We start from the raw sequence: 24,758 nt of genomic DNA on the forward strand, positions 1-24,758 counted from the left end.
TCATCCCTTGAAGAATTGATTGGCCTTGGCGTACGGCATCGAACGGGAGGTGAAGGTGAACGTGCCGGACTGCTGGATTTCTTCCGCCGCGCGGAGAAACTCACCCAATGCCGCCAGTGCCAGCGCCGAGCCGGTGCTGATCCGCTTCACGCCCATTTCTTCCAGCTCCTGCACGGTCAGTTTCAAGCCGCCGGACATCAACACATTGACCGGTTTCGGCGCCACTGCGCGCACTACCGCGAGGACTTCTTCGGCGGTGCGCAGGCCCGGCGCGTACAACACATCGGCGCCAGCTTCGGCAAAGGCCTGCAAGCGGCGGATGGTGTCGTTGAGATCGGGATTGCCGTGCAGGTAGTTTTCCGCTCGAGCGGTCAGGGTGAAGGGAAACGGCAAGGTGCGCACGGCAGCGACGGCGGCTTCGATCCGTGCCACCGCGTGTTCGAAGCAGTAGATCGGCGAGTCTTCCCGGCCGGTGGCATCTTCGATCGAGCCACCCACAGCGCCCGCCTCGGCGGCGCGGATCAGACTTTGTGCCGATTCGGCCGGGGCATCGGCGAAGCCGTTTTCCAGATCCACCGCCACCGGCAGATCGGTGGCCGCGACAATCGCCCGGACATTGGCCAGGGTATCGTCGAGACTCAGGCCGCCATCGGGTTTGCCTTGGGAAAACGCATAGCCGGCGCTGGTGGTCGCCAGCGCCTGATAGCCGAGATTGGCGAGCATCCTGGCGGAACCGGCATCCCACGGATTGGGAATCACGAAAATCCCGGGGCGTTCGTGCAGGGCTTTGAAGGCTTCGGCTTTACGGGCTTGTTGTTGACGGGCTTGGGCGTCCATCGGCAGGCTCCTGGGCAGCAAAGAAATCCGCCTCAGAGCAGGCCAAGTTGCTCGGCGGCGGGTTCTCTGTATAGCTCAGGCAAGGGTCGCAGGCCAGGCAAACGTTGCATCAGTTGTGCGTGAAAACGTTGCGCCAGCTTCGCCGCAAGAATGTTGTCGGCGGTGTGCAGGAAGATGTACGGCGTGCGGCCCTCTTCGATCCACTCGGCGATTTTAGCCACCCACGGCACCAGAAACGGATCGTTGGCCTCAAGCTCCGGATGGCCGATGAAGCGCACCTGCGGGAACTGGGTGAACGCCGCCGGACGCGTCGGAACGCGGGGCTTTTTCGATTGAGCGTGGATCACCGACGACTCGGTCGACAGGCAACTGAACAAGGCGCGCGGATCAAGGCAGATGCGCTCCACGCCGCGATCCAGCAGCAGCCGGTTGAGCAGTCGCTCACTCTCACCCTTGGCGAAGAACTGTTCGTGGCGCACTTCCACCGCCAGCGGGCAATCCAGCGCATCGATGAACGCGGCGAGCTCCGGCAAGCGGTGCGGGGTGAAGCTTTTCGACAGTTGCAGCCACATTGGCGAGACGCGCTCACCGAGCGGCTTGAGCAACTGGAGGAAGGTTTCGGCGGCAGTCAGTTGATCGCGCAGGTCGCCGCTGTGGCTGATGTCACCGGGAAACTTGGCGGTGAAGCGAAAGTGCTCCGGCATCACCTCGGCCCAACGCTGCACGGTGGCCGGCGACGGGCTGGCGTAGAAGGTCGTGTTGCCTTCCACGGCGTTGAACACTTGTGAATAGAGTCCGAGGAAATCGGAGGTCTTGGCGTCTACCGGATACAGATACTCGCGCCAGGCGTTTTCGCTCCAGGACGGGCAACCGAGGTAGTAAGGCAAATCCATCAGATGTACAGATCGAGGCCCAGCACGTCTGCATCCCAATCGACAAAACCGGCGGTGCTCAGGTAGCTGGCCAGGGCCATGGCCACGCTTTTCTTCATCGCGCGGTGATAAATCATGTCTTGTTGGCGGGCGGGCAGATTGCTCAGGCGTTGCGCGGTGGCTTTGGCGGCACGGGCAGCCAGTTGCTCTTCGGTCGGGAATTCCAGCTCGCCGTCGATATCGTCGACGGACTCATCCAGCGCCGGATTGCCTTTGCGAGGCTTGCGCTTGATGGGGTAGGAATGAGTGGAAACGCCGTCTATACGCATAAAGTCATGCTCGGTATCGATGATGGCAATTTAGCGGCACCTGACCGACTTAGCAAATCGCCGAGTGATAACTAGAACACATAAAAGGCAAAAGGTTTAAAGCGCGGGGTTAGAAACGGACGATTGGCGTTTGCCGACGAGCGCATCGCGAGCAGGCTCGCTCCCACAAGGCTTGCAATACTCATGTGGGAGCGAGCCTGCTCGCGATTGGGAAAACTTGATTTCGAGGATCAACGAGCCTTGGGGGTGGCCACTTTGTCGCGCAGGTAAACCGGCTGGGCGTCGTCTGCCGGAATCGCTTCACCGCGCTCCCAGGCAAATCGCGCCAGGGTCAGCAGGTCTTCGGCATGGGGCAGCATGCCGGCATCGGATCCGCTCAGGTTTACAGCGATGCGTTCGCCATAACCCCAGCCCGTGCCGGCACCGAACCAGTCACCCGAAGCATCGTCCGGCAGCGCAGCGACTTCCGGCGGCAGCACCGCCTCGGCGCCGACCAGACGCATCTCCCCGGCCGTCTCGCGGTAGCAGCCCCAATACACCTCATCCATCCGCGCATCGATGGCAGCCGCGACCTGGCTCACGCCGTGCTCGCGATAAGCCCGTTGCGCCAGCACGGCCAGGTTCGACACCGGCAACACCGGGCGATCCAGCGCAAAGGCCAGGCCTTGCACCACGCCAATGGCAATCCGCACACCGGTGAATGCGCCCGGGCCACGTCCGAAGGCGACGGCGTCCACCGCTTGCAGGGTGGTGCCGGCGTCGGCCAGCAGTTGCTGGATCATCGGCAGCAGTTTCTGCGCGTGCAGGCGCGGGATCACCTCGTAATGGCTCGTGACCTTGCCGTCATGCAGCAAGGCAACGGAGCAAGCTTCAGTCGCGGTGTCCAGGGCCAGCAAGGTGCTCATCGATGTGTCCGTAAATCAGGTGGGGAAAAGTGCGCCAGTATAAACAACTACGGCCCGCAAGCGGGCCGTGGATGATGCAGCGGATCAGGTTTTTCAGCTCAGGGCTTCAAGCACCTTGGCAGTGATCGCTTCAACCGAACCGACGCCAGGGATATGGCTGTACTTCGGCTTGCCACCGTTTTTGGCGGACAGGTTCTGGTAGAACTCCACCAGCGGCTTGGTCTGCGAATGGTAGACCGACAGGCGATGACGCACGGTTTCTTCGGTGTCGTCCTTGCGCTGTACCAGCTCTTCGCCGGTGATGTCGTCTTTACCGGCCAGTTTCGGCGGGTTGTAGACGATGTGGTAAACGCGGCCGCTGGCCTCGTGAACGCGACGACCGGCGATACGCTGAACGATTTCTTCGTCTTCAACGGCGATTTCGACCACGGCGTCCAGCTCGACACCGGCAGTCACCAGCGCTTCAGCCTGAGGAATGGTGCGCGGGAAGCCATCGAACAGGAAACCCTTGGCACAATCGGCTTGAGCGATACGGTCCTTGACCAGCGCGATGATCAGGTCATCCGACACCAGGCCGCCGGCATCCATGATGCTCTTGGCCTTGATGCCCAGCTCGGTGCCGGCCTTGACCGCAGCACGCAGCATGTCGCCGGTGGAGATTTGCGGAATGCCGAATTTCTCGGTGATGAACTTAGCCTGAGTACCTTTACCGGCCCCGGGAGCTCCCAGCAGAATGACGCGCATCGATGTGCTCCTCAATTTTTTATATAAAAAACAATGGATTCGCCTCGTGGGGCCAATCTCATAAAACGGGTCGTGGCCGCCCAAACGGCCAAAGGCTGATCAAGATACACAGCAGGCTGCGCCCACACAAGACGCCAAAAGTCGGAGAAACCGGCGCCCGCCGCGACCTTGCGACGCGGTTCCCCAAGTCGCAACCCCATCATTAACTGTCGCCTGACCGCATTTTTCCTACAGTCAATAAACGGCACCCGAGGTTCGCCCCGGGTGCCCCGCCCCACGCAGAAAACCTTAGCCGGTATTTCGCAAACCGGCGGCAATCCCCGCCACAGACACCAGCAACGCCTGTTCCACCGGGCTGCCCTGCTCGACATTCTGCTGCCGCGAACGCGCCAGCAACTCGGCCTGCAATAGATGCAGCGGGTCGAGGTAGGTGTTGCGCAGACGGATGAATTCCAGGGTGTCTGGGCTATGTGCCAGTAGCTGCGACTGACCGGTCAGGCCGAGGACAACGGAACAGGCCTGCGACAATAGGTCGCGTAAGTGCGCACCCAACGGCAGCAACTCCGGCTCCACCAGACGCTCGTCGTAGGACAGCGCGATATCGGCGTCGGCCTTGGCCAGCACCATTTCCAGCATGTCGATGCGGGTGCGGAAGAACGGCCACTGCTCGCGCATCTGCCCCAGCAACTCGCCTTCGCCGCGCTCCAGCGCATTGTTCAGTGCGGTTTCCCAGCCGAGCCAGGCCGGCAGCATCAGGCGGGTCTGGGTCCAACCGAAGATCCACGGAATCGCCCGCAGGCTTTCGATGCCACCAGCACGGCGCTTGGCCGGACGGCTGCCCAATGGCAAGCGGCCCAACTCCTGCTCCGGTGTGGACTGGCGGAAATACTCGACGAATTGCGGATTCTCCCGCACCACCGCACGGTAAGCAGCGACGCCGTCGGCGGCCAGTTCGTCCATCAGATGCCGCCATTCGGGAGTCGGTGGCGGCGGAGGCAACAGGGTCGCTTCGAGCACCGCCGCCAGATACAGATTGAGGTTTTGCTCGGCGATGTCCGGCAGGCCGAATTTGAATCGAATCATTTCCCCCTGCTCGGTGGTGCGGAAACGTCCGGCCACCGACCCCGGCGGCTGCGACAGAATCGCCGCGTGCGCCGGACCGCCACCCCGGCCCACGGTGCCACCGCGACCGTGGAACAGCAGCAGTTCGACTTGCTGCTCACGGCAGATTTCCACCAGCCGCTCCTGCGCCCGGTACTGCGCCCAGGCCGCGGCGGTAGTGCCGGCGTCCTTGGCCGAGTCGGAATAGCCGATCATCACTTCCTGCGGGCCTTGCAGGCGCGCGCGGTAACCCGGCAGCAGCAACAGGCGTTCGATCACCGGGCCGGCGTTGTCGAGGTCGGCGAGGGTTTCGAACAGCGGCACCACGCGCATCGGCCGCAGTACGCCGGATTCCTTGAGCAGCAACTGCACCGCGAGCACATCGGAAGCGGCACCGGCCATGGAGATCACGTAGGAGCCCAGCGAAGCGCCCGGCGCGGCGGCGATTTCCTTGCAGGTGGCGAGCACTTCGGCGGTGTCGGCCGAGGGTTTGAAATGCGCCGGCAGCAACGGCCGACGGTTTTGCAGTTCGCGGGTCAGGAAGCTGATGCGCTGTTCTTCGTCCCACTCCTCGTATTTGCCGAGGCCGAGGTAATCGGTGATTTCGCTCATGGCCGCGCTATGGCGGGACGAGTCCTGACGCACATCGAGTCGCACCAGGAACAGACCGAAGGTCACGGCCCGGCGCAGGCAATCGAGCAACGGCCCATCGGCGATCACGCCCATGCCGCATTCGTGCAGCGAGTTGAAACACAGCTCCAGCGGATCGAGCAGGTCGCGGTTGTTGTGCAGCACATCGGCCGGTGCCGGGGTGGTTGCGGTCAGCGATGCATGGGCCCAGTTACGCGTGGCGCGCAGCCGTTCACGCAATTGTTTGAGCACTGCCCGATACGGCTCGGCACTGTCGCCGGCCCGGGCCTTGAGCGCTTCGCTGGCCTGCTGCATCGACAGTTCGGCGGCCAGGTGATCGACGTCACGCAGGTACAGATCCGCCGCCATCCAGCGTGCCAGCAACAGCACTTCGCGGGTCACGGCAGCGGTCACGTTCGGGTTGCCGTCACGGTCGCCGCCCATCCACGAAGCGAAGCGGATCGGCGCAGCTTCCAGCGGCAAGCGCAAACCGGTAGCGGCGAACAGCGCCTGATCGGCCTTGCGCATATGGTGGGGAATCGCCTGCCACAGCGAATGTTCGATCACCGCAAACCCCCACTTGGCTTCGTCCACCGGGGTCGGTCGGGTGCGGCGGATTTCTTCGGTGTGCCAGGCTTCGGCGATCAGGCGTTGCAGGGTGTTGTGGATCTGCTCGCGTTCGGTCGTGGTCAAGTCACGATGATCTTGGGCTGCCAGTTGCGCGGCAATCGCGTCGTACTTCTGGATCAGCGTGCGCCGGGCCACTTCGGTCGGGTGCGCGGTGAGCACCAGTTCGATTTCCAGCCGCGCCAGTTGCCGAGCCAGGGATTCGGCGCTGTGCCCTTCGTTGCGCAGGCGGGCGAGCAGTTCCGGCAGCACGCGGGACTCGAACGGCGCGGCCTGGGTCTCTTCCCGGCGATGAATGAGCTGGTACTGCTCGGCGATGTTCGCCAGGTTGAGAAACTGGTTGAACGCGCGCGCCACCGGCAGCAGTTCGTCTTCGCTCAATTGATTGAGGCTGGCGCTGAGTTCGGCGTCCATCGAGCCGCGCCGGTCGGCCTTGGCGCCCTTGCGAATCTGCTCGATCTTGTCGAGAAACGCCTCGCCGTACTGGTCACGAATGGTGTTGCCCAACAGCTCACCGAGCAGGTGAACGTCTTCGCGCAAGCGTGCATCAATATCGGTCATCAGCATCTCTCCAGCAGTAATCGGTGACGGATCGCAAGTGAGTGGATGAACAGAGAGTGCCGCTCTGGAACGCTTCTTACAAGCAGACGACGAAGGGACTTTAAACCTTGAGGGTTGCAGCTAGTCTCAACAGTAAGCCGCACAACGGCTTGCCGCCGGCAGACGCCGGACACTCACCAAGACCTGCCATGAGCAGGTGCGACATGAGGTTTTTATGAAAATCCGTGAACTCGCCCAGCATTGGGAAGAAACCGCCAAGGGTCGCCTGACCGATACCGGCTACACGATTCATCTGGACGTGGAAGCCGCCGCACGGCTGGCGGCGATTGCCGAGATGTACCCTAAACGCCATGCCGAAGAACTGCTCGGCGAGCTGATCGGCGCCGCCCTCGAGGAGTTCGAAGCGAGCCTGCCGTATGTGAAAGGCTCGACCGTGGTCGCCACCGACGAAGAAGGCGATCCGCTGTATGAGGATGTCGGCCCGACCCCGCGTTTTCTCGCGTTGTCACGGCGTCATCTGCATGACTTGTCGGCTGCTGCCGGGAAACAGAAACACTGATTCCTGCCCCTTCAGAACGGTGGGAATGGTTTGCCCTCGATGGCGTCAGTTCAGCAGCACATGTGCTGTATTTGATGGCCTCATCGCTGGCAAGCCAGCTCCCACAGGGACTGTGTCCCCCCTCTGCTTTTGCGCCGTTTCTCGCCCGCGCGTACCTCTGCCCACCGCCAAAGTTCCCGGTTTAGAGCCCTGTCCGTTCGGTCAAAGTTTTTTTTGGCGATGGGCCATCTTTTCTGAACTTTTGAAAAATGCCTTCGGTCGGAACAGGTAACCACGCCTGGAACGAGCGTTTCAAAACGCGCTGACACACGACGGTTGTCACTCCTCGACCAGGATGGATTTCGAAGCTTCCAAGGAGTTAACCAATGGAGTTGAAGACCATGAAGACCCAAACCTCGTTCTCCCACCTGCGCGGTCTGAAACTGGCTGCTCTGGCCATCGGCACCAGCTTCGTGCTGGCCGGTTGTGCCGGCAATCCACCGACCGAGCAATACGCAGTCACTCAATCGGCAGTCAACAGCGCGGTCAGCGCCGGCGGTACCGAGTTCGCCGCAGTGGAGATGAAGCAGGCTCAGGACAAGCTGAAGCAAGCCGAAATCGCCATGCACGACAAGAAGTATGACGAAGCCCGTCGCTTGTCCGAGCAGGCCGAGTGGGATGCCCGCGTCGCCGAACGCAAGGCTCAGGCAGCCAAGGCCGAACTGGCTGTGAAGGACTCCCAGAAAGGTGTTCAGGAACTGCGTCAGGAAAGTCAGCGCCCAGTGCAGTAAGCGCGCATCCCGACCGCAAGGCTGAAACTCTTATCGATATAAAGGACGAACGATTATGCGTAAACAACTGATGATCCCCGCTCTCCTGGCTGCAAGCGTTGCCCTGGCTGCCTGCTCCACGCCGCCCAACCCGAACCTGGAACAGGCACGCACCAACTACGCCGGCCTGCAGGCCAACCCGCAGGCAAGCAAGGTCGCAGCGCTGGAAACCAAGGACGCCAGCGACTATCTGGACAAGGCCGACAAGGCTTATCTGGATAAAGAGGACGCCGCCAAGGTCGATCAACTGGCTTATCTGACCAACCAGCGCGTAGAAGTGGCCAAGCAGACCATCGCTCTGCGCACCGCTGAAAACAACCTGAAGAACGCCGCCGCCCAACGTGCCCAGGCCCGTCTGGATGCCCGCGATCAGCAGATCAAACAGCTGCAGGACAGCCTCAACGCCAAGCAGACCGATCGCGGCACGCTGGTGACTTTCGGTGACGTGCTGTTCGCCACCAACAAGGCCGACCTGAAATCCAGCGGTCTGGTGAACATCAACAAACTGGCGCAGTTCCTCCAGGAAAACCCTGATCGCAAAGTGATCGTCGAGGGCTACACCGACAGCACCGGTACCGCGAGCTACAACCAGTCGCTGTCCGAGCGTCGCGCGACTTCGGTGCAGGTTGCGCTGATCAAGATGGGTGTAGACCCTTCGCGTATCGTCGTACAGGGTTATGGCAAGGAATACCCGGTGGCGGATAACACCTCGGTCTCGGGCCGTGCGATGAACCGTCGCGTGGAAGTGACCATTTCCAACGACAACCAGCCAGTGATGCCGCGTTCGGCCGTGAGCTCGACCGCGCACTGATTCGCTGAGCGGTAAATGAAAAGCCCCGCCTGATTTGATCAGGCGGGGCTTTTTTGTCCGTCGCAGATTTACTCTTCGAGCTTCTGCGGGGTTTCCTGGCCCATGCAGCGCACAGCCTTTTTCTGACTGTTGACCAGCACCCCGGTCAGGCCTTTCTGTTCGGTGTCGAACAGCACCAGCACGCCATCGATGCATTGCGCCACTTGCGGCGCCGGGGTCAGGGAGACCTTGTAGTCTTCGCCGGGAACGGTCTTGAGCATGGTGAAGTCGTTGAGCAGCAACGCATCCTCGGGTTTGGCGAAGTGCAGGTAGCCGTAGTACCACAGGGCGCCGACGGTGCCGAGGATACTGCAGATGCCGGTGATGATCAGCGGGATGGCGTTACGTTCTTCACTCATTGCGGACTCTCTGGTGGTTCGTCTTCAGAATTCGGGGGTGTTGGATAATTCGGGATCTCGCCGAGGCGGCGCAGGCCGTTGAAGTGTTCGGGATCGTCGAGGTAGCGCAGCATCACCTGACGCCAGACCGGGTCGCCGAAGGTCTGCACATGCCCGCCCCGGGTCAGCTGCAGCACACGCGGTGGCGGCGCAGCTTGATACAGACGGATGCCGTTGGAAAGGGGCACCAGCGGATCGTCGAGGCTGTGGAAGATCAGTTTCGGCACGCCGTTGAGCTGCGGCATGGCGTTGATCGCACTGTCGCTGTCCGGCACCAGCCATGACAGCGGCACCTGAAACGGCCAGGTCAACCATGAAGTGCTGAGGGCGTATTGGCCGACGCTGCGGTAACTGGCGGGCACGCCGTCGAGTACCAGGGCCTTGAGCTGTTTTTGCCTTTGCGGATGTTGCACCAGCCAATGCACCGCCATCGCCCCGCCGAGACTCTGGCCCAGCAGCACCAGCGGCTTGCCTTTGACCTCCGGCGCCTTGTCCAGCCAGGCGAAGGCGGCATCGATGTCCTGATAGATCGCCGGCAGGCTCGGTTCGCCCTCGGACAAACCGTAACCGCGATAGTCCACCAGTAGCACTTGATAGCCGTTCTTCGGCAACCACCAGCTCCCGCCCAGGTGCATCGGCAAATTGCCGCCGTTGCCGTGCAGGTGCAGCACCGTGCCCTTGACCTCAACCCCGGGTTTGGCCGGCAGCCACCAGGCATTCAGCTTGAGGCCGTCGGCGGTGGTCAGGGTGACGGTGCGGTATTCGAGCTTGGCCTTTTCCGGGGTGAAGATCTGCCCCGGTTCAGGGTAGAACAGCAAGGAACTGCAACCGCCGAGGGTCAGGAGCAGGCAAAGGATGCCGAGGATTCTCATCCGGTGAAACCTCGCGAAGAGAGTTGAAACACAACCCTGAGGAAAACAAATGACCTTGTGGGAGTTACAGGATGTTGGAGTAATCCGCCTCGATCCGGTCCAGGCTCAAGTGATTGAGGAAGTTGGAGAAGCACATCCACGCCGACAACGCGTTCATGTCGCGGAACTGGTCCGGCAGGTACTTCGGCGGCACCACCAATCCTTCGTCCACCAACTGACGCAGGGTTCGCATGTCTTCCAACGTGGTCTTGCCACAGAACAACAGCGGGATCTGCTCGAGCTTGCCCTTACGCACGGCCAACTGAATGTAGTTGTAAACCATGATGAAGCCCTTGAGGTAGGACAAGTCTTTGGTAAACGGCAGACCGGTCGGCGTCGATCCACGGAAAACCCGACTGGCGTTGCCGTAGCTTTCCGCCATCTCGAAGCCCTGCTCGCGGAAGAACTCGAAAATCTGCAGGAAGTCCGCGCCCTCCTCGACCATGTGAATGGCGCGGGTGCGGTTGGTCAGTTTACGCAGGCGGCTCGGGTAGGAGGCGAAGGTGATGATTTCCATCAGGATCGCCAGGCCTTCCTGAGTCACCGTCGACGAAGGCGGCCCCTTGGACAGGAAGGTGCAGATCGGCTGGTTCAGACCGTTGAGCGTGGTGCCGACGTGCACCAGGCCTTCGTGGACTTCCAGCGCGCGCACGTCGCGGTCGTTGAACATCGCATCGGTGCGGATCTTGATGTAGTCGGCACCCGCCGCCGCGTCGGCGACGATACCGTCGGACTCGAACACGCGGATGGTTTCCTCGGCCTCGCCGAACACCTTGTTCAGGCGGGTTTGCAACAGGTGCACGGCGTCCTTGGCGGTGAGGATCTTCGGTTCGTCCTTCAGGTCGCCACGGCCGTCGATGTTGTTCAGGTAATCCGACATCATCAGGCCGAGGTCGGCCAGGGTCGGGTCACCGGCGTGGAACGCGTCGGACGCGGCGCCGTACAGCTCCTGGGAAATCAGGCCGAAATCTTCGGTGCCACGCGCTTCGAGCATGCGCACCACCATCCGGTATTCCTTGCACATGCGGCGCATGATCTGGCCGACCGGGTTGAACTGGCCGAGCTGGCGGGTGATGTCGCGCTCGATGTTCTGGAATTCCAGCTTGACCTTGCTCGAATCGAAGGACAGCGGCCGGTTGAGGTAGTAGTCACGATCCACCGCCGGCAATTCCTTGCCCTTGGCCTTGAGGAAGCCCTTGCGGATGTTCTCGTCCCACTTGACCGCGTCGAGCACGCGGATCGGCGTCTGCGCCAGCACTATGCGATCGGACAGAATGCGTATCGTCTGCTGGTAATCGTCCACCCGAAACTCCTGTAGAAAACGTGACGAACTGAATTATTTGGCTTTGGCCTGATGCTGATAGCGCGCCGCTTCGACGAAAACGTCGGAATTGGCCGGGTCGTCGAGGTAAGCAAAGACCTTTTCAAGCGGGCTGTCGACCTGCACGCCCTCGCCGTCATCGGTCTGGAAGCCCTGGCCGTCGAGGGCTTTCTGGGCGATGGCCTGGTTGATCTGTTCGAGGTCGAGGTTGTAGATCACCAGTTCGCGCTTGTCGGTGATCTCGAAGCCGGCGATGGTGAAGTGCCCGCCGTATTGCGCCGGCACCTTCGCCGACAGGTACCAGCGGTTGCCGTGGCGCGACACCGTGAACGGATAGGCTTCACGCTCGCGGGGTTTGGCTTTGAAATAAGCAACCGCCTGATAGCGGTCGTTGCCCAGGCGCGTCAGCTCCAGATTCATCGGTTCGCCCCAGGCATTGGTGCTCGACCATTGGCCGAGCAGGCCCTTGGGCGCCGGTTCACTGGCGGGCAGCGGCTCCTTGAAGGTCACCAGACATCCGCTGAGCAGCAGGAACGACAAGGCGATCAGCACGCCACGCCAGGCTTTCATTCGACACTCCCTAGAACCTGAAACACCTTCCCCTGTGGGAGCGGGCGTGCTCGCGAATACGGTTTCACATTCAACACTTCAGTTGACTGACCCACCGTATTCGCGAGCAAGCCCGCTCCCACAAGGGACCTCCATCGGCTATCAGACCGACGCGAGTACCAGGTGCATATAGCGCGTCAGAATGCCGAGCATGTCCTCTTCGGCCAAAGGCTCGGCGTCGTTGAGCAGGCCCTGATATTCCATCCGTCCGATAATCGCCGTCAACACCTTGGCATCCTGCTGTGGCTCGCGCGAGCCCAATACCTGGAACAACTGGCAGGTGCCCTGCAACAGAATCTGCTGATGGGAACGCACCAGTTCCGCCAGCCGCGGGTTTAAAAGTGCTTCCTGACGGAACGCCTGCTCGGCCATCAAATGCTCGCGACGGTTGACCAGTTGCCGATGCACGTAATCAGCCATCAAACGCGCGATATCGTCGGCCAGTTGCGAACGCGACTCCGGGCTGCCGTCGCCGCTGACCACCATTTCACGCAACAGGCCTTCGTTGTTGATCCACAGCTTGGCCATGTAGGCCGCGCTGCGCTCGACGTACTGGGCGAAGGTATCGGTGAGCAGGTCATCGATGTCCTTGAAGTAATACGTGGTGGCCGACAGCGGCACACCGGCCTCGGCCGCCACCGCCCGGTGACGCACGGCGCGTACGCCGTCGCGCACGACAATGCGCATCGCCGCATCGAGAATGTCCTGTCGACGCTGTTCACTGCCCTGCCGGCTGGCCTTGCGGCCCTGGTACTGAACACTTTCAGCGACCGCAGTGGCGATTCCCGCTGCACCCTCTTGAGCCATTGCACCGATCACGACAGGCATACCTCTGTTGTTTTCTTCAAAATTAACCATTTGATACGTTTGTACCAGACAGGCAATAAAAAGCCGCCCATTTCAGGCGGCTTTTTTATTGAAACACTTACGCTTGTGGCCGCATGTGCGGGAACAGGATCACGTCGCGGATCGACGGGGAGTTGGTCAGCAGCATCACCAGACGGTCGATGCCGATACCTTCACCGGCCGTCGGCGGCATGCCGTACTCCAGCGCGCGAACGAAGTCGGCGTCGTAGTGCATGGCTTCGTCGTCGCCGGCGTCCTTGTCGGCCACCTGCGCCATGAAGCGCTCGGCCTGGTCTTCCGCGTCGTTCAGCTCGGAGTAGGCGTTGGCGATTTCACGGCCGCCGATGAACAGCTCAAAGCGGTCGGTGACGTTCGGGTTGTCATCGTTGCGACGGGCCAGCGGCGACACTTCGAACGGGTACTGGGTGATGAAGTGCGGCTGTTCCAGCTTGTGCTCGACCAGCTCTTCGAAAATCATCACCTGCAGTTTGCCCAGACCTTCGAAGCCCAGCACCTTGGCGCCGGCCTTCTTGGCGATGGCGCGAGCCTTGTCGATGTCGTTCAGGTCATCGGCGGTCAGCTCAGGGTTGTACTTGAGGATCGAGTCGAACACCGACAGGCGCACGAACGGCTCGCCGAAGTGGAACACCTTGTCGCCGTACGGCACGTCGGTGCTGCCCAGAACCAGCTGCGCCAACTCGCGGAACAGTTCTTCGGTCAGGTCCATGTTGTCTTCGTAGTCGGCGTAAGCCTGGTAGAACTCCAACATGGTGAATTCAGGGTTGTGACGAGTCGAAACGCCTTCGTTACGGAAGTTGCGGTTGATCTCGAACACTTTTTCGAAGCCGCCAACCACCAGGCGCTTGAGGTACAGCTCCGGCGCGATACGCAGGAACATTTCCATGTCCAGCGCGTTGTGATGGGTTTCGAACGGCTTGGCCGCGGCACCGCCAGGAATGGTCTGCAGCATCGGCGTTTCGACTTCGAGGAAGTCGCGCTTCATCAGGAAGCTGCGGATATGCGCGATCACTTGCGAGCGAACGCGGAAGGTCTGGCGCACGTCTTCGTTGACGATCAGGTCAACGTAGCGCTGACGGTAGCGCTGTTCGGTGTCGGTCAGGCCGTGGTGCTTGTCCGGCAGCGGGCGCAGGGATTTGGTCAGCAGGCGCACGCTGGTCATTTCGACGTACAGATCACCCTTGCCGGAGCGGGCCAGGGTGCCTTCGGCGGCGATGATGTCGCCCATGTCCCAGGTTTTCACCGCGGCCAGGGTTTCTTCGGACAGAGTCTTGCGGTTGACGTAGACCTGGATGCGACCGGTCATGTCCTGGATCACCATGAACGAGCCACGGTTGAGCATGATGCGACCTGCAACCTTGACCGGGATCGCAGCCTCTGCCAGCTCTTCCTTGGTCTTGTCCGCGTACTGTTTCTGCAACGCATCGCAGTAGTTGTCGCGGCGGAAGTCGTTCGGGAAGGCATTGCCCTTGGCGCGCTCGGCAGCAAGCTTTTCCTTGCGCAGAGCGATCAGGGAGTTTTCTTCCTGTTGCAGGGCTTGCGGATCGAGTTGTAGGTCGCTCATGTCTTTAAATTTTCCATCACAGGTTCGTTGCCCCCGCCGGCGACGGGGGACTTGAGGTCGGTTGAAAGCTTACAGCCCCGATTTCAGGCTGGCTTCCAGGTATTCGTCGATGTCGCCGTCGAGTACCTTGTCGCAGTCGCTGCGTTCGATGTTGGTGCGCAGATCCTTGATCCGCGACGCATCGAGCACGTACGAACGGATCTGGTGCCCCCAGCCGATGTCCGACTTGGTGTCTTCCAGCGCCTGGGACGCCGCGTTGCGCTTCTGCATTTCCTGCTCGTACAACTTGGCCCGCAGCATTTTCATGGCGGTGTCCTTGTTGGCATGCTGGGAACGTTCGTTCTGGCAGCTCACCACGGTGTTGGTCGGTACGTGGGTGATACGTACGGCCGAGTCGGTGGTGTTTACGTGCTGACCACCGGCACCGGAGGAACGATAGGTGTCGATCCGCAGGTCTGCCGGGTTGATTTCGATTTCCACCTTGTCGTCGATCTCTGGCGAGACGAAAACCGCGGAGAACGAGGTGTGGCGACGGTTGCCGGAGTCGAACGGGCTCTTACGCACCAGACGGTGCACGCCGATCTCGGTACGCAGCCAGCCAAAGGCGTATTCGCCCTTGATGTGCACGGTCGCACCCTTGATCCCGGCGACTTCACCGGCCGACAGCTCCATGATGGTCGCGTCGAAACCGCGCTTGTCGGCCCAGCGCAGGTACATGCGCAGCAGGATGTTGGCCCAGTCCTGGGCTTCGGTGCCGCCGGAACCGGCCTGGATGTCCAGGTAGGCGTTGTTCGGGTCCATCTCGTGGCTGAACATACGGCGGAATTCGAGCTTGGACAGGGACTCCTCGAGACCTTGAAGGACTTCGACGACGTCGTTGACCGCGCCCTCGTCGTTCTCTTCAACGGCCATGTCCAGCAGCTCGCGGCAATCGGCCAGGCCACCGTTCAGTTCGTCGAGGGTATCGACGATCTGCGCCAGCGCAGCGCGCTCGCGGCCCAGTTCCTGGGCGTATTCAGGTTTGTTCCAGACGGCAGGATCTTCAAGCTCGCGATTGACTTCGATCAGACGCTCATGCTTTTGATCGTAGTCAAAGATACCCCCGAATAGTTTCGGAGCGCTCGGACAGGTCCTTGATGGTGTTCAGGATCGGGTTGATTTCCATGACGGGCAGCACTCGTTGGCGAACTTTTGAAAGCCGGCGAGTATAACGTAATCAAGCTGTCACGGCAGCCCGTCCGGCGGCTCTTGTGGCGAATGAACCCAATGGTTCATTCGATCCCCACCTGATTGCGCCCGTTGTTCTTGGCCAGGTACAGGCCACGGTCCGCCGCCGAGATCAGCAACCGGCAGTCGCTGCCCGACTCCGGCACCATGGTCGCCAGACCGATGCTGATGGTCAGGCTCGACCCTTCGGCCGGCGCATTGTGCGGAATCTTCAGCGCCGCGACCGTCTGGCGCAGCTTCTCCGCCACCAGTCGGGCCCCGCCCGGCGAGGTGTTGGGCAGCACCAGCGCAAATTCTTCGCCGCCATAACGCGCCGGCAGATCGGACGGCCGGGCACTGGCCTCGCGGATTGCCGTAGCGACCTTGCGCAAGGCCTCGTCGCCTTCAACGTGGCCGAAGGTGTCGTTGTAGGACTTGAAGTAATCGACGTCGATCATCAGCAGCGACAACTGGCTCTGGTCGCGCAACGAGCGGCGCCATTCCAGCTCCAGGTATTCGTCGAAGTGCCGGCGGTTGGACAGCCCGGTCAGGCCGTCGGAGTTCATCAGCCGTTGCAGGACGAGGTTGGTGTCGAGCAATTGCTGCTGGCTGACCCGCAACGCGCGGTAGGCCGCGTCCCGTTGCAGCAACGTCATGTAGGAGCGCGAGTGATAGCGGATCCGCGCCACCAGCTCGATGTTGTCCGGCAGTTTCACCAGGTAATCGTTGGCCCCGGCGGAGAACGCCGCGCTCTTGATCAGCGGGTCTTCCTTGGTCGACAGGACGATGATCGGAATGTCCTTGGTCGCTGGGTGATTGCGGTATTCGCGCACCAGGCTCAGACCGTCGAGGCCCGGCATCACCAGATCCTGCAGGATCACGGTCGGCTTGATCCGCACCGCATGGGCCACGGCAAGATGCGGGTCGGAGCAGAAGTGGAAGTCGATGTTCTCTTCATTCGACAGCCCACGGCGCACGGCTTCGCCGATCATCGCCTGATCGTCCACCAACAACACCATGGCGGCGTTCTCGTCGGTTTTGATGTCATCGATCTGTAAGTCATTCATGGGCGGTCACCTGAGTGCTGCGGGGGCCAGGATTGCCGATGGACGTATTCATTTGGGGAATATCTCCAGCAATCGTGGCGCTATCTTTTCCAGTGGACGGATTTCTACGGCCGCGTCGATGGCCGCTGCGGCCTTGGGCATGCCGTACACCGCACTGCTTTGCTGATCCTGCGCGATGGTCAGGTAACCCTGTTGGCGCATGAGCTTAAGCCCTTGCGCCCCGTCGCGTCCCATCCCTGTCAATAAAACCCCTACTGCGTCACCGTTCCAGTAATTGGCGACGCTTTCGAAAAACACGTCGATCGAGGGGCGGTAGATCTCGTTGACCGGCTCGGCGGTGTAGGCCAGCGTGCCGTTCTTGAGCAAACGAATATGGTGGTTGGTGCCGGCCAGCAGCACCGCGCCGGCCTGCGGCGGTTCGCCTTCGCGGGCCAGACGCACGTCCAGGCCGCTGGCGCTGGCCAGCCATTCGGCCATGCCGGCGGCGAATACCTGATCAACATGCTGCACCAGCACGATGGCCGCCGAAAAGTGGCGCGGCAGGCCCTTGAGCAAGACTTCCAGCGCCGCCGGGCCACCGGCCGAAGAGCCGATCGCCACCAGTCGCTGGCGCGAGGCGGCACTGCGCGGTGTCGCAGGTGCCGGACGTGAGCGGGCGGTTTTCTCGCCGATCAGCCAGCCGATGTTGAGGATCTTGCGCAGCAGCGGCGCCGCCGCTTCCTGAGGATTGCCACCGCCGATGGCCGGGGTGTCGACCACGTCCAGCGCGCCATGGCCCATGGCTTCGAACACCCGGTGCACGTTCTGCTGGCGGTCCACGGTGACGATGACGATCGCGCACGGGCTCTCGGCCATGATCCGCCGGGTGGCCTCGACGCCATCCATCACCGGCATGATCAGGTCCATCAGGATCAGGTCCGGGGTGTTTTCCGCGCACAGACGCACCGCTTCGGCGCCGTTGTTGGCGACCCACAGCACCTGATGCGCCGGCTCGAAGGCCAGCGCGCGACGCAGGGCCTCCACTGCCAAAGGCATGTCGTTGACGATTGCGATCTTCATGCCCGCGCTCCTCCGATGAGCTCAACCACTGCGTCGAGCAGGGCGTCGTCATGAAAACTGGCCTTGGCCAGATAATAGTCGGCCCCGGCGTCCAGTCCACGGCGGCGGTCTTCCTCGCGATCCTTGTAGGACACCACCATCACCGGCAGCGATTGCAGACGGTTGTCGCGGCGCAGCAGCGAGACCAGCTCGATGCCGTCCATACGCGGCATGTCGATGTCGGTGATCAGCAGATCGAAATCCTCGGAGCGCAGGGCGTTCCAGCCGTCCATGCCGTCCACCGCAACGGCGACGTCGTAGCCGCGATTGAGCAGCAGCTTGCGTTGCAGCTCGCGCACGGTCAGCGAGTCGTCGACCACCAGAATCCGCTTGCGCGCGGCTTCCGTCGCCTGATTGCCGTGGCGGGCAATACGCTCCAGACGCCCGGTATTGAGCAGTTTGTCCACCGAACGCAGCATGTCTTCGACGTCGACGATCAGCACCACCGAACCATCGTCGAGCAAGGCCCCGGCGGAAATGTCCTGCACCTTGCCCAGCCGCTCGTCCAGCGGCAGCACCACCAGCGTGCGCTCGCCAATGAAGCGCTCGACCGCCACGCCGTAGATCGCATCGCGCTCGCGGATGACCACGACTTTCAGCGTATCGCCGCTGTTCTGACTGGCCGGACGTTGCAATAACTGACTGGCCGCGACGAGCCCGACATGTCGGCCCTCGTGCCAGAAATGCTGGCGCCCTTCGACCTGCACGATGTCCTCCGGCGCCAGGTCGCACATACGCTCGATGTGCGCCAGCGGGAAAGCGTAGGCCTCGTCGCCGACTTCCACCACCAGGCTGCGCACCACCGACAGGGTCAGCGGCACCTCCAGATGGAAACGGCTGCCCTCGCCCGCCGTCTGCTCCAGCACCACCGCGCCGCGCAACTGGCGGACCATGTGCTGCACGGCATCGAGGCCGACGCCGCGACCGGACACCTCGGTGACCTTGTCGCGCAGGCTGAAACCCGGCAGAAACAGGAAGGTCAGCAGTTCTTCTTCACTCAACTGGGCGGCGGTTTCCGCGGGCGACAACTGGCGTTCGACGATGCTGCGCCGGACCTTTTCCAGATCCACGCCGTTGCCGTCGTCGCTCAGTTCGAGCACCAGCAGACCGGCCTGATGCGAGGCGCGCAGACGGATCAGGCCTTCCTCGGACTTGCCCTTGAGCAGGCGTTCCTGTGGGGTTTCGATGCCGTGATCGACCGCATTGCGCAGCAGGTGCGTCAGCGGAGCTTCGAGTTTTTCCAGCACATCGCGGTCGACCTGGGTCTTCTCGCCCTCGATCTCCAGCCGCACCTGTTTGCCGAGGCTGCGACCGAGGTCGCGCACCATCCGCACCTGCCCCGACAGCACATCAGCGAACGGCCGCATGCGGCAGGCCAGTGCGGTGTCGTAAAGCACTTGCGCGCGCTGGCTGGCCTGCCAGGCAAACTCGTCGAGTTCGGCGTTTTTTTCTGCCAGCAGTTGCTGGGATTCGGCGAGCAAACGCCGCGCATCCTCCAGCGCTTCCTGAGCTTCAAGGCTCAGGGCATGTTCCTTGAGGTGCACATTGAGACTCTCCAGTGCCCGCAGACCGTTGCTCTGCATGCGCTTGAGGCGCTGCATCGTGGCCAGGTGCGGCTTGAGACGCTGGGTTTCCACCAGGGATTTGCTCGACAGGTCGAGCAGGCTGTTCAGACGTTCGGCGGTGACCCGCAGCACCCGCTCGCCACCTTCGGTGGCGCGTTTGCTCTTGCGCGGCGCGGGTTCCGGTTCGGCAACCTCGACCGGGATTTCAACCGGCGCAGGCTCCGCCACCGACGGTGGCTGAAGCTGCAACTCGGCCATCAGCGGCGCACTCGCAGCGGCGGGCACTAGTGGCGGCGCCGTCGGATCGAGCAATCCGCCCATCAACGCCACGTAAGCCTCGATGTCCGCCGGTTGGGGGGCGTTGGCCGGGGTGGCGATGCGCATCAGCAAGTCGGTGCCCTGCAACAGCGCGTCGATATGTTCCGGGCGCAGGAACAACCGTCCTTCCTGAGCGCTGACCAGACAATCTTCCATCACGTGGGCGACGCTGACGCCGCTGTCGATACCGACGATCCGCGCCGCCCCTTTCAAGGAGTGCGCCGCACGCATACACGACTCGAGCTGATCGGCCTGGGTCGGGTTGCGCTCCAACGCCAGCAGCCCGGCGCTGAGCACCTGAGTCTGGGCTTCGGCTTCGAGGCTGAACAGCTCGAGCAAGGAGGCGTCGCGCATTTGCTCGGGGGTCATGTGAGGCTCCGGGACACGGCGGACAGCAACTGTTCTTCATCCAGCCAACGCAGGCTGCGACCTTTGAAAGGCAACACGCCTCGGGTGTATTTGGCGCTGGCTTGCGCACCGGAGCGTGAGGCGGCATCGAGGATTCGCTCGTCGATGGCGTGAATCCCGTCGACTTCGTCCACCGGCACCACCACCGGCCCGCCCTGGGCCGAGATGATCAGCATGCGCGGCATGATCCGCGCGCCGGTCGCCGGGGCCGCGTTGCTGTCGAGGTCGAGCAGTTCAACCAGCGACAGGCACGCCACCAGCGCACCGCGCACGTTCGCCACGCCGAGCAAGGCCCGGGAGCGCTGGTGCGGCAGCGAGTGAATCGCCTGCAACGGCGCGACCTCCACCAGACTGCGGGTGGCCAGGCCGAGCCATTCTTCGCCGAGGCGGAACATCAGCAGCGAACGGGTCTTCAGCTCGGTTTCGACCTGGGTCGCCACCGGATCGCGCTCGTCCTGCTGCAACGCATAGCGGTCGAGCAGGCGCGTGGCGGCGGCGGAATACACCGAGCAATTGCGGCAATGGATGTGCTCGTCCAGCAGCGGGCAGGACTTGTCGCCATGGATGCCGATGCGGTTCCAGCAATCGTCGATGGCCCGGGCGTCTTCGTGGGTGACGTTCAAGGTGTCGGACGGGATCATCGTTTACGCTCACTGTCGGCGGTGCGGTCGCTGCGGGCGGCGCGCTCCTGCAATCGTCTGGCGCCGGCCGTGTCGCCCTGGGCTTGCAGCAAGGCGGCCAGGTGCATCAGGGCTTCGGGGTGTTGCGGCTCGAGGTACAACGCTTTGCGGTAAAAGCCCTGGGCTTCTAAGGCGCTGCCGGCGACATCGCTGAGCAGGCCGAGCCAGTAAAACACCTGGGCCACCGGCTCATGGCTGCGCAAATACTGTTCGCACGCGGACCGGGCTTCGGCGCTTTTGCCTTCGTTGGCCAGGGCGGCGATGTTGGCCAGCAAGGTCGCCGCTTCGGGGTTGGTGCTCTTAGCCGTCGCCGGCAAAGGCGTCACGCCAGCAAACGGACGGTTGCGCACCGGCGGCGGTGGCGTGCTGCGCAGCGGTTGGCGCGCAGGCAACGGCAGCGCAATCGCGGTCGGCATCGGTAACGGTTCGGGTTGTGGATCGCTGTGACGGCTGAAGGCGAAAGACTGTGGAATCCCGATCGAACGCATGCCGAGCCGCCCAAGCAGACTGCCCTCGGCCGGGCCGATAAACAGCACGCCATCGACATGGGTCAGGCGCTTGAGCACGGCGAACACCTGCTGCTGGGTCGGCTGATCGAAATAGATCAGCAGGTTGCGGCAGAACACGAAATCGAACGGCGGCTCGTTGACCAGCAATGACGGATCGAGCACGTTGCCGACCTGCAGGCGCACCTGCTCGCGGACGATTTCATTCACCCGAAAGCCCTCGTTCTCGGCGAAAAAATGCCGCTCGCGAAAGTCCAGTTCCTGGCCGCGAAACGAGTTTTTGCCGTACAGCGCCCGCCGCGCCTTGTCCACTGACAAGGGGCTGACGTCCATGCCATCGACCTTGAACTGATGGGGCTTGAGGCCGGCATCGAGCAAGGCCATCGCAATCGAATAGGGTTCTTCACCGGTGGAACACGGCAAGCTGAGGATGCGCAGCGCGCGCATATTGTTCAATTCGCCCAGGCGTTTGCGCGCCAGTTTGCCCAGAGTGGCGAAGGATTCCGGGTAACGGAAAAACCAGGTCTCGGGGACGATCACCGCTTCGATCAGCGCCTGCTGTTCATCCCGCGAGCCTTGCAGGGTCTGCCAGTACTCATCGGCATTCACCGTTTGCGACAGGGTGATGCGCTGGCGCACGGCCCGTTCGATGATCGCCGGCCCGACCGAAGCGACGTCGAGGCCGATGCGTTCCTTGAGGAAATCGAAGAAGCGCTGGTCGCTGCTCATGGCTGCTCCTCAAGCCGCGCCGGATCCAGCGGCGGTGTCGGGAACAGCAACGCGCGCACCGACTCGTCCAGCAAGTCGTTGACCCGCACCCACTGCACCAGCCCCTGCGCATCCTCACGCACCGGGCCCAGGTACGGCGCCTGACGATTGTCGAGGCCGTACGGCTGGAAATCAGCCGGGTTGCAGCGCAGGGTATCGGTGGCCTGTTCGAGGATCAGGCCCAGCCATTGCGAGGGTTGCGAGTCATCCGCTCGGTAATGCACCAGCACCAGTCGTGTGCTGGTACGCGCTTGCGCAGGATGGCCGAAGGTCAGGGCACTGAGGTCGATCACCGGCACCACTGTGCCACGGTAGGCGAACACCCCCGCCACCCAGTGCGGCGCCCGGGCAATCGGCTTCAACGGCAGGCGCGGCAGCACTTCGGCCACTTCCATGGCACGCAAGGCGTAGCGTTCGCTGCCGATGCGAAACAGCAGGAACAACGCCTGCTTCGCCACCGGCGCAGCGCTGCGTTTGGCGGTGATTTCGCTCATCAGACTTTGAATCGCGAAACGCCGCTGCGCAGGCCCACGGCCACCTGGCTCAGTTCGTCGATGGCGAAACTGGCCTGACGCAACGATTCGACGGTCTGGCTGCTGGCATCACCCAGCTGCACCAGCGCGTGGTTGATCTGCTCGGCGCCGGTGGCCTGGGCCTGCATGCCTTCGTTGACCATCAACACCCGCGGCGCCAGCGCCTGCACCTGATGGATGATCTGCGACAGCTGCTCGCCCACTTGCTGCACCTCAGCCATGCCGCGACGCACTTCCTCGGAGAACTTGTCCATGCCCATCACCCCGGCGGACACCGCCGACTGGATCTCGCGGACCATCTGTTCGATGTCATAGGTGGCGACAGCAGTCTGATCCGCCAGACGCCGCACTTCAGTGGCGACCACCGCGAAACCACGGCCATATTCACCAGCCTTCTCCGCTTCGATCGCGGCGTTCAGGGACAGCAGGTTGGTCTGGTCGGCGACCTTGACGATGGTCACCACCACCTGATTGATGTTGCCGGCCTTCTCGTTGAGGATCGCCAGTTTGGCGTTCACCAGATCCGCCGCGCCCATCACCGAGTGCATGGTGTCTTCCATCCGCGCCAGGCCTTGTTGCCCGGAACCGGCCAGTACCGAGGCCTGATCGGCGGCGGTGGAGACTTCAGTCATGGTGCGTACAAGGTCGCGAGAGGTTGCCGCGATTTCGCGGGATGTCGCGCCAATTTCAGTGGTGGTCGCAGCGGTTTCGGTGGCGGTCGCCTGTTGCTGCTTGGAGGTGGCGGCGATCTCGGTCACCGAGGTGGTGACCTGTACCGACGAGCGCTGGGCCTGGGACACCAGCGAGGTGAGCTCGGTCATCATGTCGTTGAAGCCGGTTTCCACGGCACCGAACTCGTCCTTGCGGTCGAGGTTCAAGCGGCTGCTCAGATCGCCGGTGCGCATGATGTCGAGGATCTGCACGATGCGGTTCATCGGCGCCATGATCGCGCGCATCAGCAGCAGACCGCAGAAACCGGCGGCCAGCACGGCCACCAGCAGTGAGACGAACATGCTGACCTTGGCCGCCGCCACGGCCTCATCAATGTTGGCCATGGCCTTGTCGGCGACTTTCTTGTTCTCGCCAATGATGTCGTTGAGCTTCATCCGGCCCGAGTACCAGGTCGGAGTCAATTGCTCGTGGAACAGCTTGACGGCGTCGGCTTCCAGATTGCGTTTGTGCAGATCGAGCACCGCATCCTGAATTTTCAGGTAGGCGTCGTGATATTTCTCGAACGCCGCGAATTCGAGCTTGTCCTCGTCCGTCACCACCGTGCCACGATAATTGGCCATCTGTTCCTGAAGCCGAGATTCGAAAGCCTTGTAATCGGCCGCATCTTCACTGCTGATGCCCTGCCCTTCCTTGAGCCCCAGCAGTTCCTGTGTTTGCAGATAACTGTCGACCCACGCGCCACGAATCATCGAGCTGTAATAGACGCCGGGAATCGCGTCGTCACGGACGCTGTTTTCACTGGCTTCGATCTTCAGCAGCCGCGAATACGAGACGACCACCATCAACAGCATGATGGCGATAATCACCGCAAAGCTCGCCAAAATGCGTTGGCGCAACGTCCAGTTCTTCACAGTCAGTCCTCGGGGCGGGTCGAAATGCGGGGGAGTATAGCTGAGGGCGGTGTTTCATTTATAAGACGGTTTGCCGCGCCCAGGCCTTCCGGTCATAAAACACGACGGGCTCTGGACTGGGACTTTCAAGGAATCGGAGGGTGGCGTGCCAGTGACGCAATGGCAAAAAGGGGCGATGGATTGGTCATTTCAGTTTTAGATGATCCGAAGAGGCAGTAGCCATGTGCCATGGTGCGCAACTTCTTGCGCACTTGATTCGCGAAATCGCCGCCTTATTTCGCTACAGCCCCCGGTTACCGTCGCCTGTAGCCGAGTGCGCAACTTCTTGCGCAGTACTGCGCAAGAAGTTGCGCACTTTTGCTTTCATCGCTGTTCAAAAAACGCTCAAACACGCGAGCCAGAGCGGTCAAGTCCCCGGCTCCCGGGGACGTGGCAAAAGCTGGCACGCTCCTTGATAACAGTCAGGCACCCACCGGGCGATTTCGCCTCCCGGGCACCCTAACTTTATCCGCAAGGAGAGCATCCCATGGCAACA

The 24,758-nt window shown here is 62.1% G+C and carries 23 protein-coding genes; 3 read left to right on the top strand and 20 right to left on the bottom strand.

Features of this window, described 5'->3' with window-relative positions; all coding sequences use genetic code 11:
* The 6 genes from L6D74_RS21420 to ppc form a co-directional block, all read right to left on the bottom strand.
* Complete coding sequence (locus L6D74_RS21420) at positions 1-837, bottom strand: isocitrate lyase/PEP mutase family protein (RefSeq protein ID WP_236190278.1); 837 nt, start codon at positions 835-837, stop codon at positions 1-3.
* Positions 838-869: 32 nt separating this feature from the next.
* On the bottom strand, positions 870-1,730 hold the full coding sequence (locus L6D74_RS21425) for a DUF72 domain-containing protein (protein ID WP_039769627.1): 861 nt from the start codon (positions 1,728-1,730) through the stop codon (positions 870-872).
* Entirely contained in the window at positions 1,730-2,038 is a 309-nt protein-coding gene (locus tag L6D74_RS21430) for a hypothetical protein (protein WP_007954720.1), read from the bottom strand. The genes L6D74_RS21425 and L6D74_RS21430 overlap by 1 nt, the downstream gene beginning before the upstream one ends.
* 230 nt (positions 2,039-2,268) lie before the next feature.
* Entirely contained in the window at positions 2,269-2,943 is a 675-nt protein-coding gene (gene tsaB, locus L6D74_RS21435) for a tRNA (adenosine(37)-N6)-threonylcarbamoyltransferase complex dimerization subunit type 1 TsaB (protein ID WP_236190279.1), read from the bottom strand.
* 93 nt (positions 2,944-3,036) lie between these two features.
* Positions 3,037-3,687, bottom strand: coding sequence for an adenylate kinase (gene adk / locus L6D74_RS21440; RefSeq protein ID WP_064593717.1), 651 nt, complete (start codon positions 3,685-3,687; stop codon positions 3,037-3,039).
* A gap of 288 nt (positions 3,688-3,975) precedes the next feature.
* Positions 3,976-6,606 carry a phosphoenolpyruvate carboxylase gene (ppc, locus tag L6D74_RS21445; protein WP_221398791.1) on the bottom strand — a complete coding sequence of 877 codons (2,631 nt, stop codon included), beginning with the start codon at positions 6,604-6,606 and terminating at the stop codon, positions 3,976-3,978.
* A 214-nt stretch (positions 6,607-6,820) separates the two neighbouring features.
* On the opposite strand from ppc, the gene L6D74_RS21450 reads away from it, so the two are divergent.
* The 3 genes from L6D74_RS21450 to lptF all read left to right on the top strand — a co-directional run bounded on the left by L6D74_RS21450 (position 6,821) and on the right by lptF (position 8,785).
* Positions 6,821-7,165, top strand: coding sequence for a hypothetical protein (locus L6D74_RS21450; protein ID WP_011332654.1), 345 nt, complete (start codon positions 6,821-6,823; stop codon positions 7,163-7,165).
* Positions 7,166-7,530: 365 nt separating this feature from the next.
* A complete protein-coding gene (locus L6D74_RS21455) occupies positions 7,531-7,935 on the top strand; it encodes a DUF4398 domain-containing protein (protein WP_011332653.1) in 405 nt (134 codons plus the stop codon).
* 55 nt (positions 7,936-7,990) lie between these two features.
* A complete protein-coding gene (gene lptF / locus L6D74_RS21460) occupies positions 7,991-8,785 on the top strand; it encodes a lipotoxin F family OmpA-related lipoprotein LptF (RefSeq protein ID WP_039769619.1) in 795 nt (264 codons plus the stop codon).
* 68 nt (positions 8,786-8,853) lie between these two features.
* Here the strand turns inward: lptF and L6D74_RS21465 are convergent, their stop codons facing one another.
* The 14 genes from L6D74_RS21465 to L6D74_RS21530 all read right to left on the bottom strand — a co-directional run bounded on the left by L6D74_RS21465 (position 8,854) and on the right by L6D74_RS21530 (position 24,223).
* Positions 8,854-9,183, bottom strand: a complete 330-nt coding sequence (locus tag L6D74_RS21465) for a PA3694 family proteiin (RefSeq protein WP_011332651.1) — start codon at positions 9,181-9,183, stop codon at positions 8,854-8,856.
* Positions 9,180-10,094, bottom strand: a complete 915-nt coding sequence (locus L6D74_RS21470; RefSeq protein ID WP_103386452.1) for an alpha/beta hydrolase — start codon at positions 10,092-10,094, stop codon at positions 9,180-9,182. Before L6D74_RS21470 ends, L6D74_RS21465 begins: the two co-directional genes overlap by 4 nt.
* Before the next feature lie 64 nt (positions 10,095-10,158).
* The gene (locus L6D74_RS21475) at positions 10,159-11,436 is read right to left on the bottom strand and encodes a flavohemoglobin expression-modulating QEGLA motif protein (protein ID WP_064593712.1); all 1,278 of its coding nucleotides are present in this window, start codon (positions 11,434-11,436) and stop codon (positions 10,159-10,161) included.
* A gap of 33 nt (positions 11,437-11,469) precedes the next feature.
* A complete protein-coding gene (locus L6D74_RS21480; protein WP_064593709.1) occupies positions 11,470-12,024 on the bottom strand; it encodes a hypothetical protein in 555 nt (184 codons plus the stop codon).
* A 141-nt stretch (positions 12,025-12,165) separates the two neighbouring features.
* Positions 12,166-12,870: a TetR/AcrR family transcriptional regulator gene (locus tag L6D74_RS21485; protein ID WP_011332647.1), complete on the bottom strand. Its 705-nt coding sequence runs from the start codon at positions 12,868-12,870 to the stop codon at positions 12,166-12,168.
* Between the two features lie 118 nt (positions 12,871-12,988).
* Complete coding sequence (gene lysS / locus L6D74_RS21490) at positions 12,989-14,491, bottom strand: lysine--tRNA ligase (RefSeq protein WP_039769614.1); 1,503 nt, start codon at positions 14,489-14,491, stop codon at positions 12,989-12,991.
* Between the two features lie 69 nt (positions 14,492-14,560).
* A protein-coding gene (gene prfB, locus L6D74_RS21495) for a peptide chain release factor 2 (protein WP_102621447.1) occupies positions 14,561-15,656 on the bottom strand; the annotation gives its coding sequence in 2 pieces (ribosomal slippage) (positions 14,561-15,583 and positions 15,585-15,656; 1,095 coding nt in all).
* A gap of 106 nt (positions 15,657-15,762) precedes the next feature.
* The gene (locus L6D74_RS21500; protein WP_011332645.1) at positions 15,763-16,764 is read right to left on the bottom strand and encodes a response regulator; all 1,002 of its coding nucleotides are present in this window, start codon (positions 16,762-16,764) and stop codon (positions 15,763-15,765) included.
* Positions 16,765-16,812: 48 nt separating this feature from the next.
* On the bottom strand, positions 16,813-17,823 hold the full coding sequence (gene cheB, locus L6D74_RS21505) for a chemotaxis response regulator protein-glutamate methylesterase (protein ID WP_085647776.1): 1,011 nt from the start codon (positions 17,821-17,823) through the stop codon (positions 16,813-16,815).
* Positions 17,820-20,114, bottom strand: a complete 2,295-nt coding sequence (locus L6D74_RS21510; RefSeq protein ID WP_236190280.1) for a hybrid sensor histidine kinase/response regulator — start codon at positions 20,112-20,114, stop codon at positions 17,820-17,822. The genes cheB and L6D74_RS21510 overlap by 4 nt, the downstream gene beginning before the upstream one ends.
* Positions 20,111-20,794: a chemotaxis protein CheW gene (locus tag L6D74_RS21515; RefSeq protein ID WP_007954679.1), complete on the bottom strand. Its 684-nt coding sequence runs from the start codon at positions 20,792-20,794 to the stop codon at positions 20,111-20,113. The genes L6D74_RS21510 and L6D74_RS21515 overlap by 4 nt, the downstream gene beginning before the upstream one ends.
* On the bottom strand, positions 20,791-22,068 hold the full coding sequence (locus L6D74_RS21520) for a CheR family methyltransferase (protein WP_236190281.1): 1,278 nt from the start codon (positions 22,066-22,068) through the stop codon (positions 20,791-20,793). Before L6D74_RS21520 ends, L6D74_RS21515 begins: the two co-directional genes overlap by 4 nt.
* The gene (locus L6D74_RS21525) at positions 22,065-22,601 is read right to left on the bottom strand and encodes a chemotaxis protein CheW (RefSeq protein ID WP_236190282.1); all 537 of its coding nucleotides are present in this window, start codon (positions 22,599-22,601) and stop codon (positions 22,065-22,067) included. Before L6D74_RS21525 ends, L6D74_RS21520 begins: the two co-directional genes overlap by 4 nt.
* Complete coding sequence (locus tag L6D74_RS21530) at positions 22,601-24,223, bottom strand: methyl-accepting chemotaxis protein (protein WP_074691247.1); 1,623 nt, start codon at positions 24,221-24,223, stop codon at positions 22,601-22,603. Before L6D74_RS21530 ends, L6D74_RS21525 begins: the two co-directional genes overlap by 1 nt.
* Between the last annotated feature and the right edge of the window lie 535 nt (positions 24,224-24,758).

The organism is Pseudomonas pharyngis (genome assembly GCF_021602345.1).
In the GTDB taxonomy this organism is placed as follows: Bacteria; Pseudomonadota; Gammaproteobacteria; order Pseudomonadales; family Pseudomonadaceae; genus Aquipseudomonas; species Aquipseudomonas pharyngis.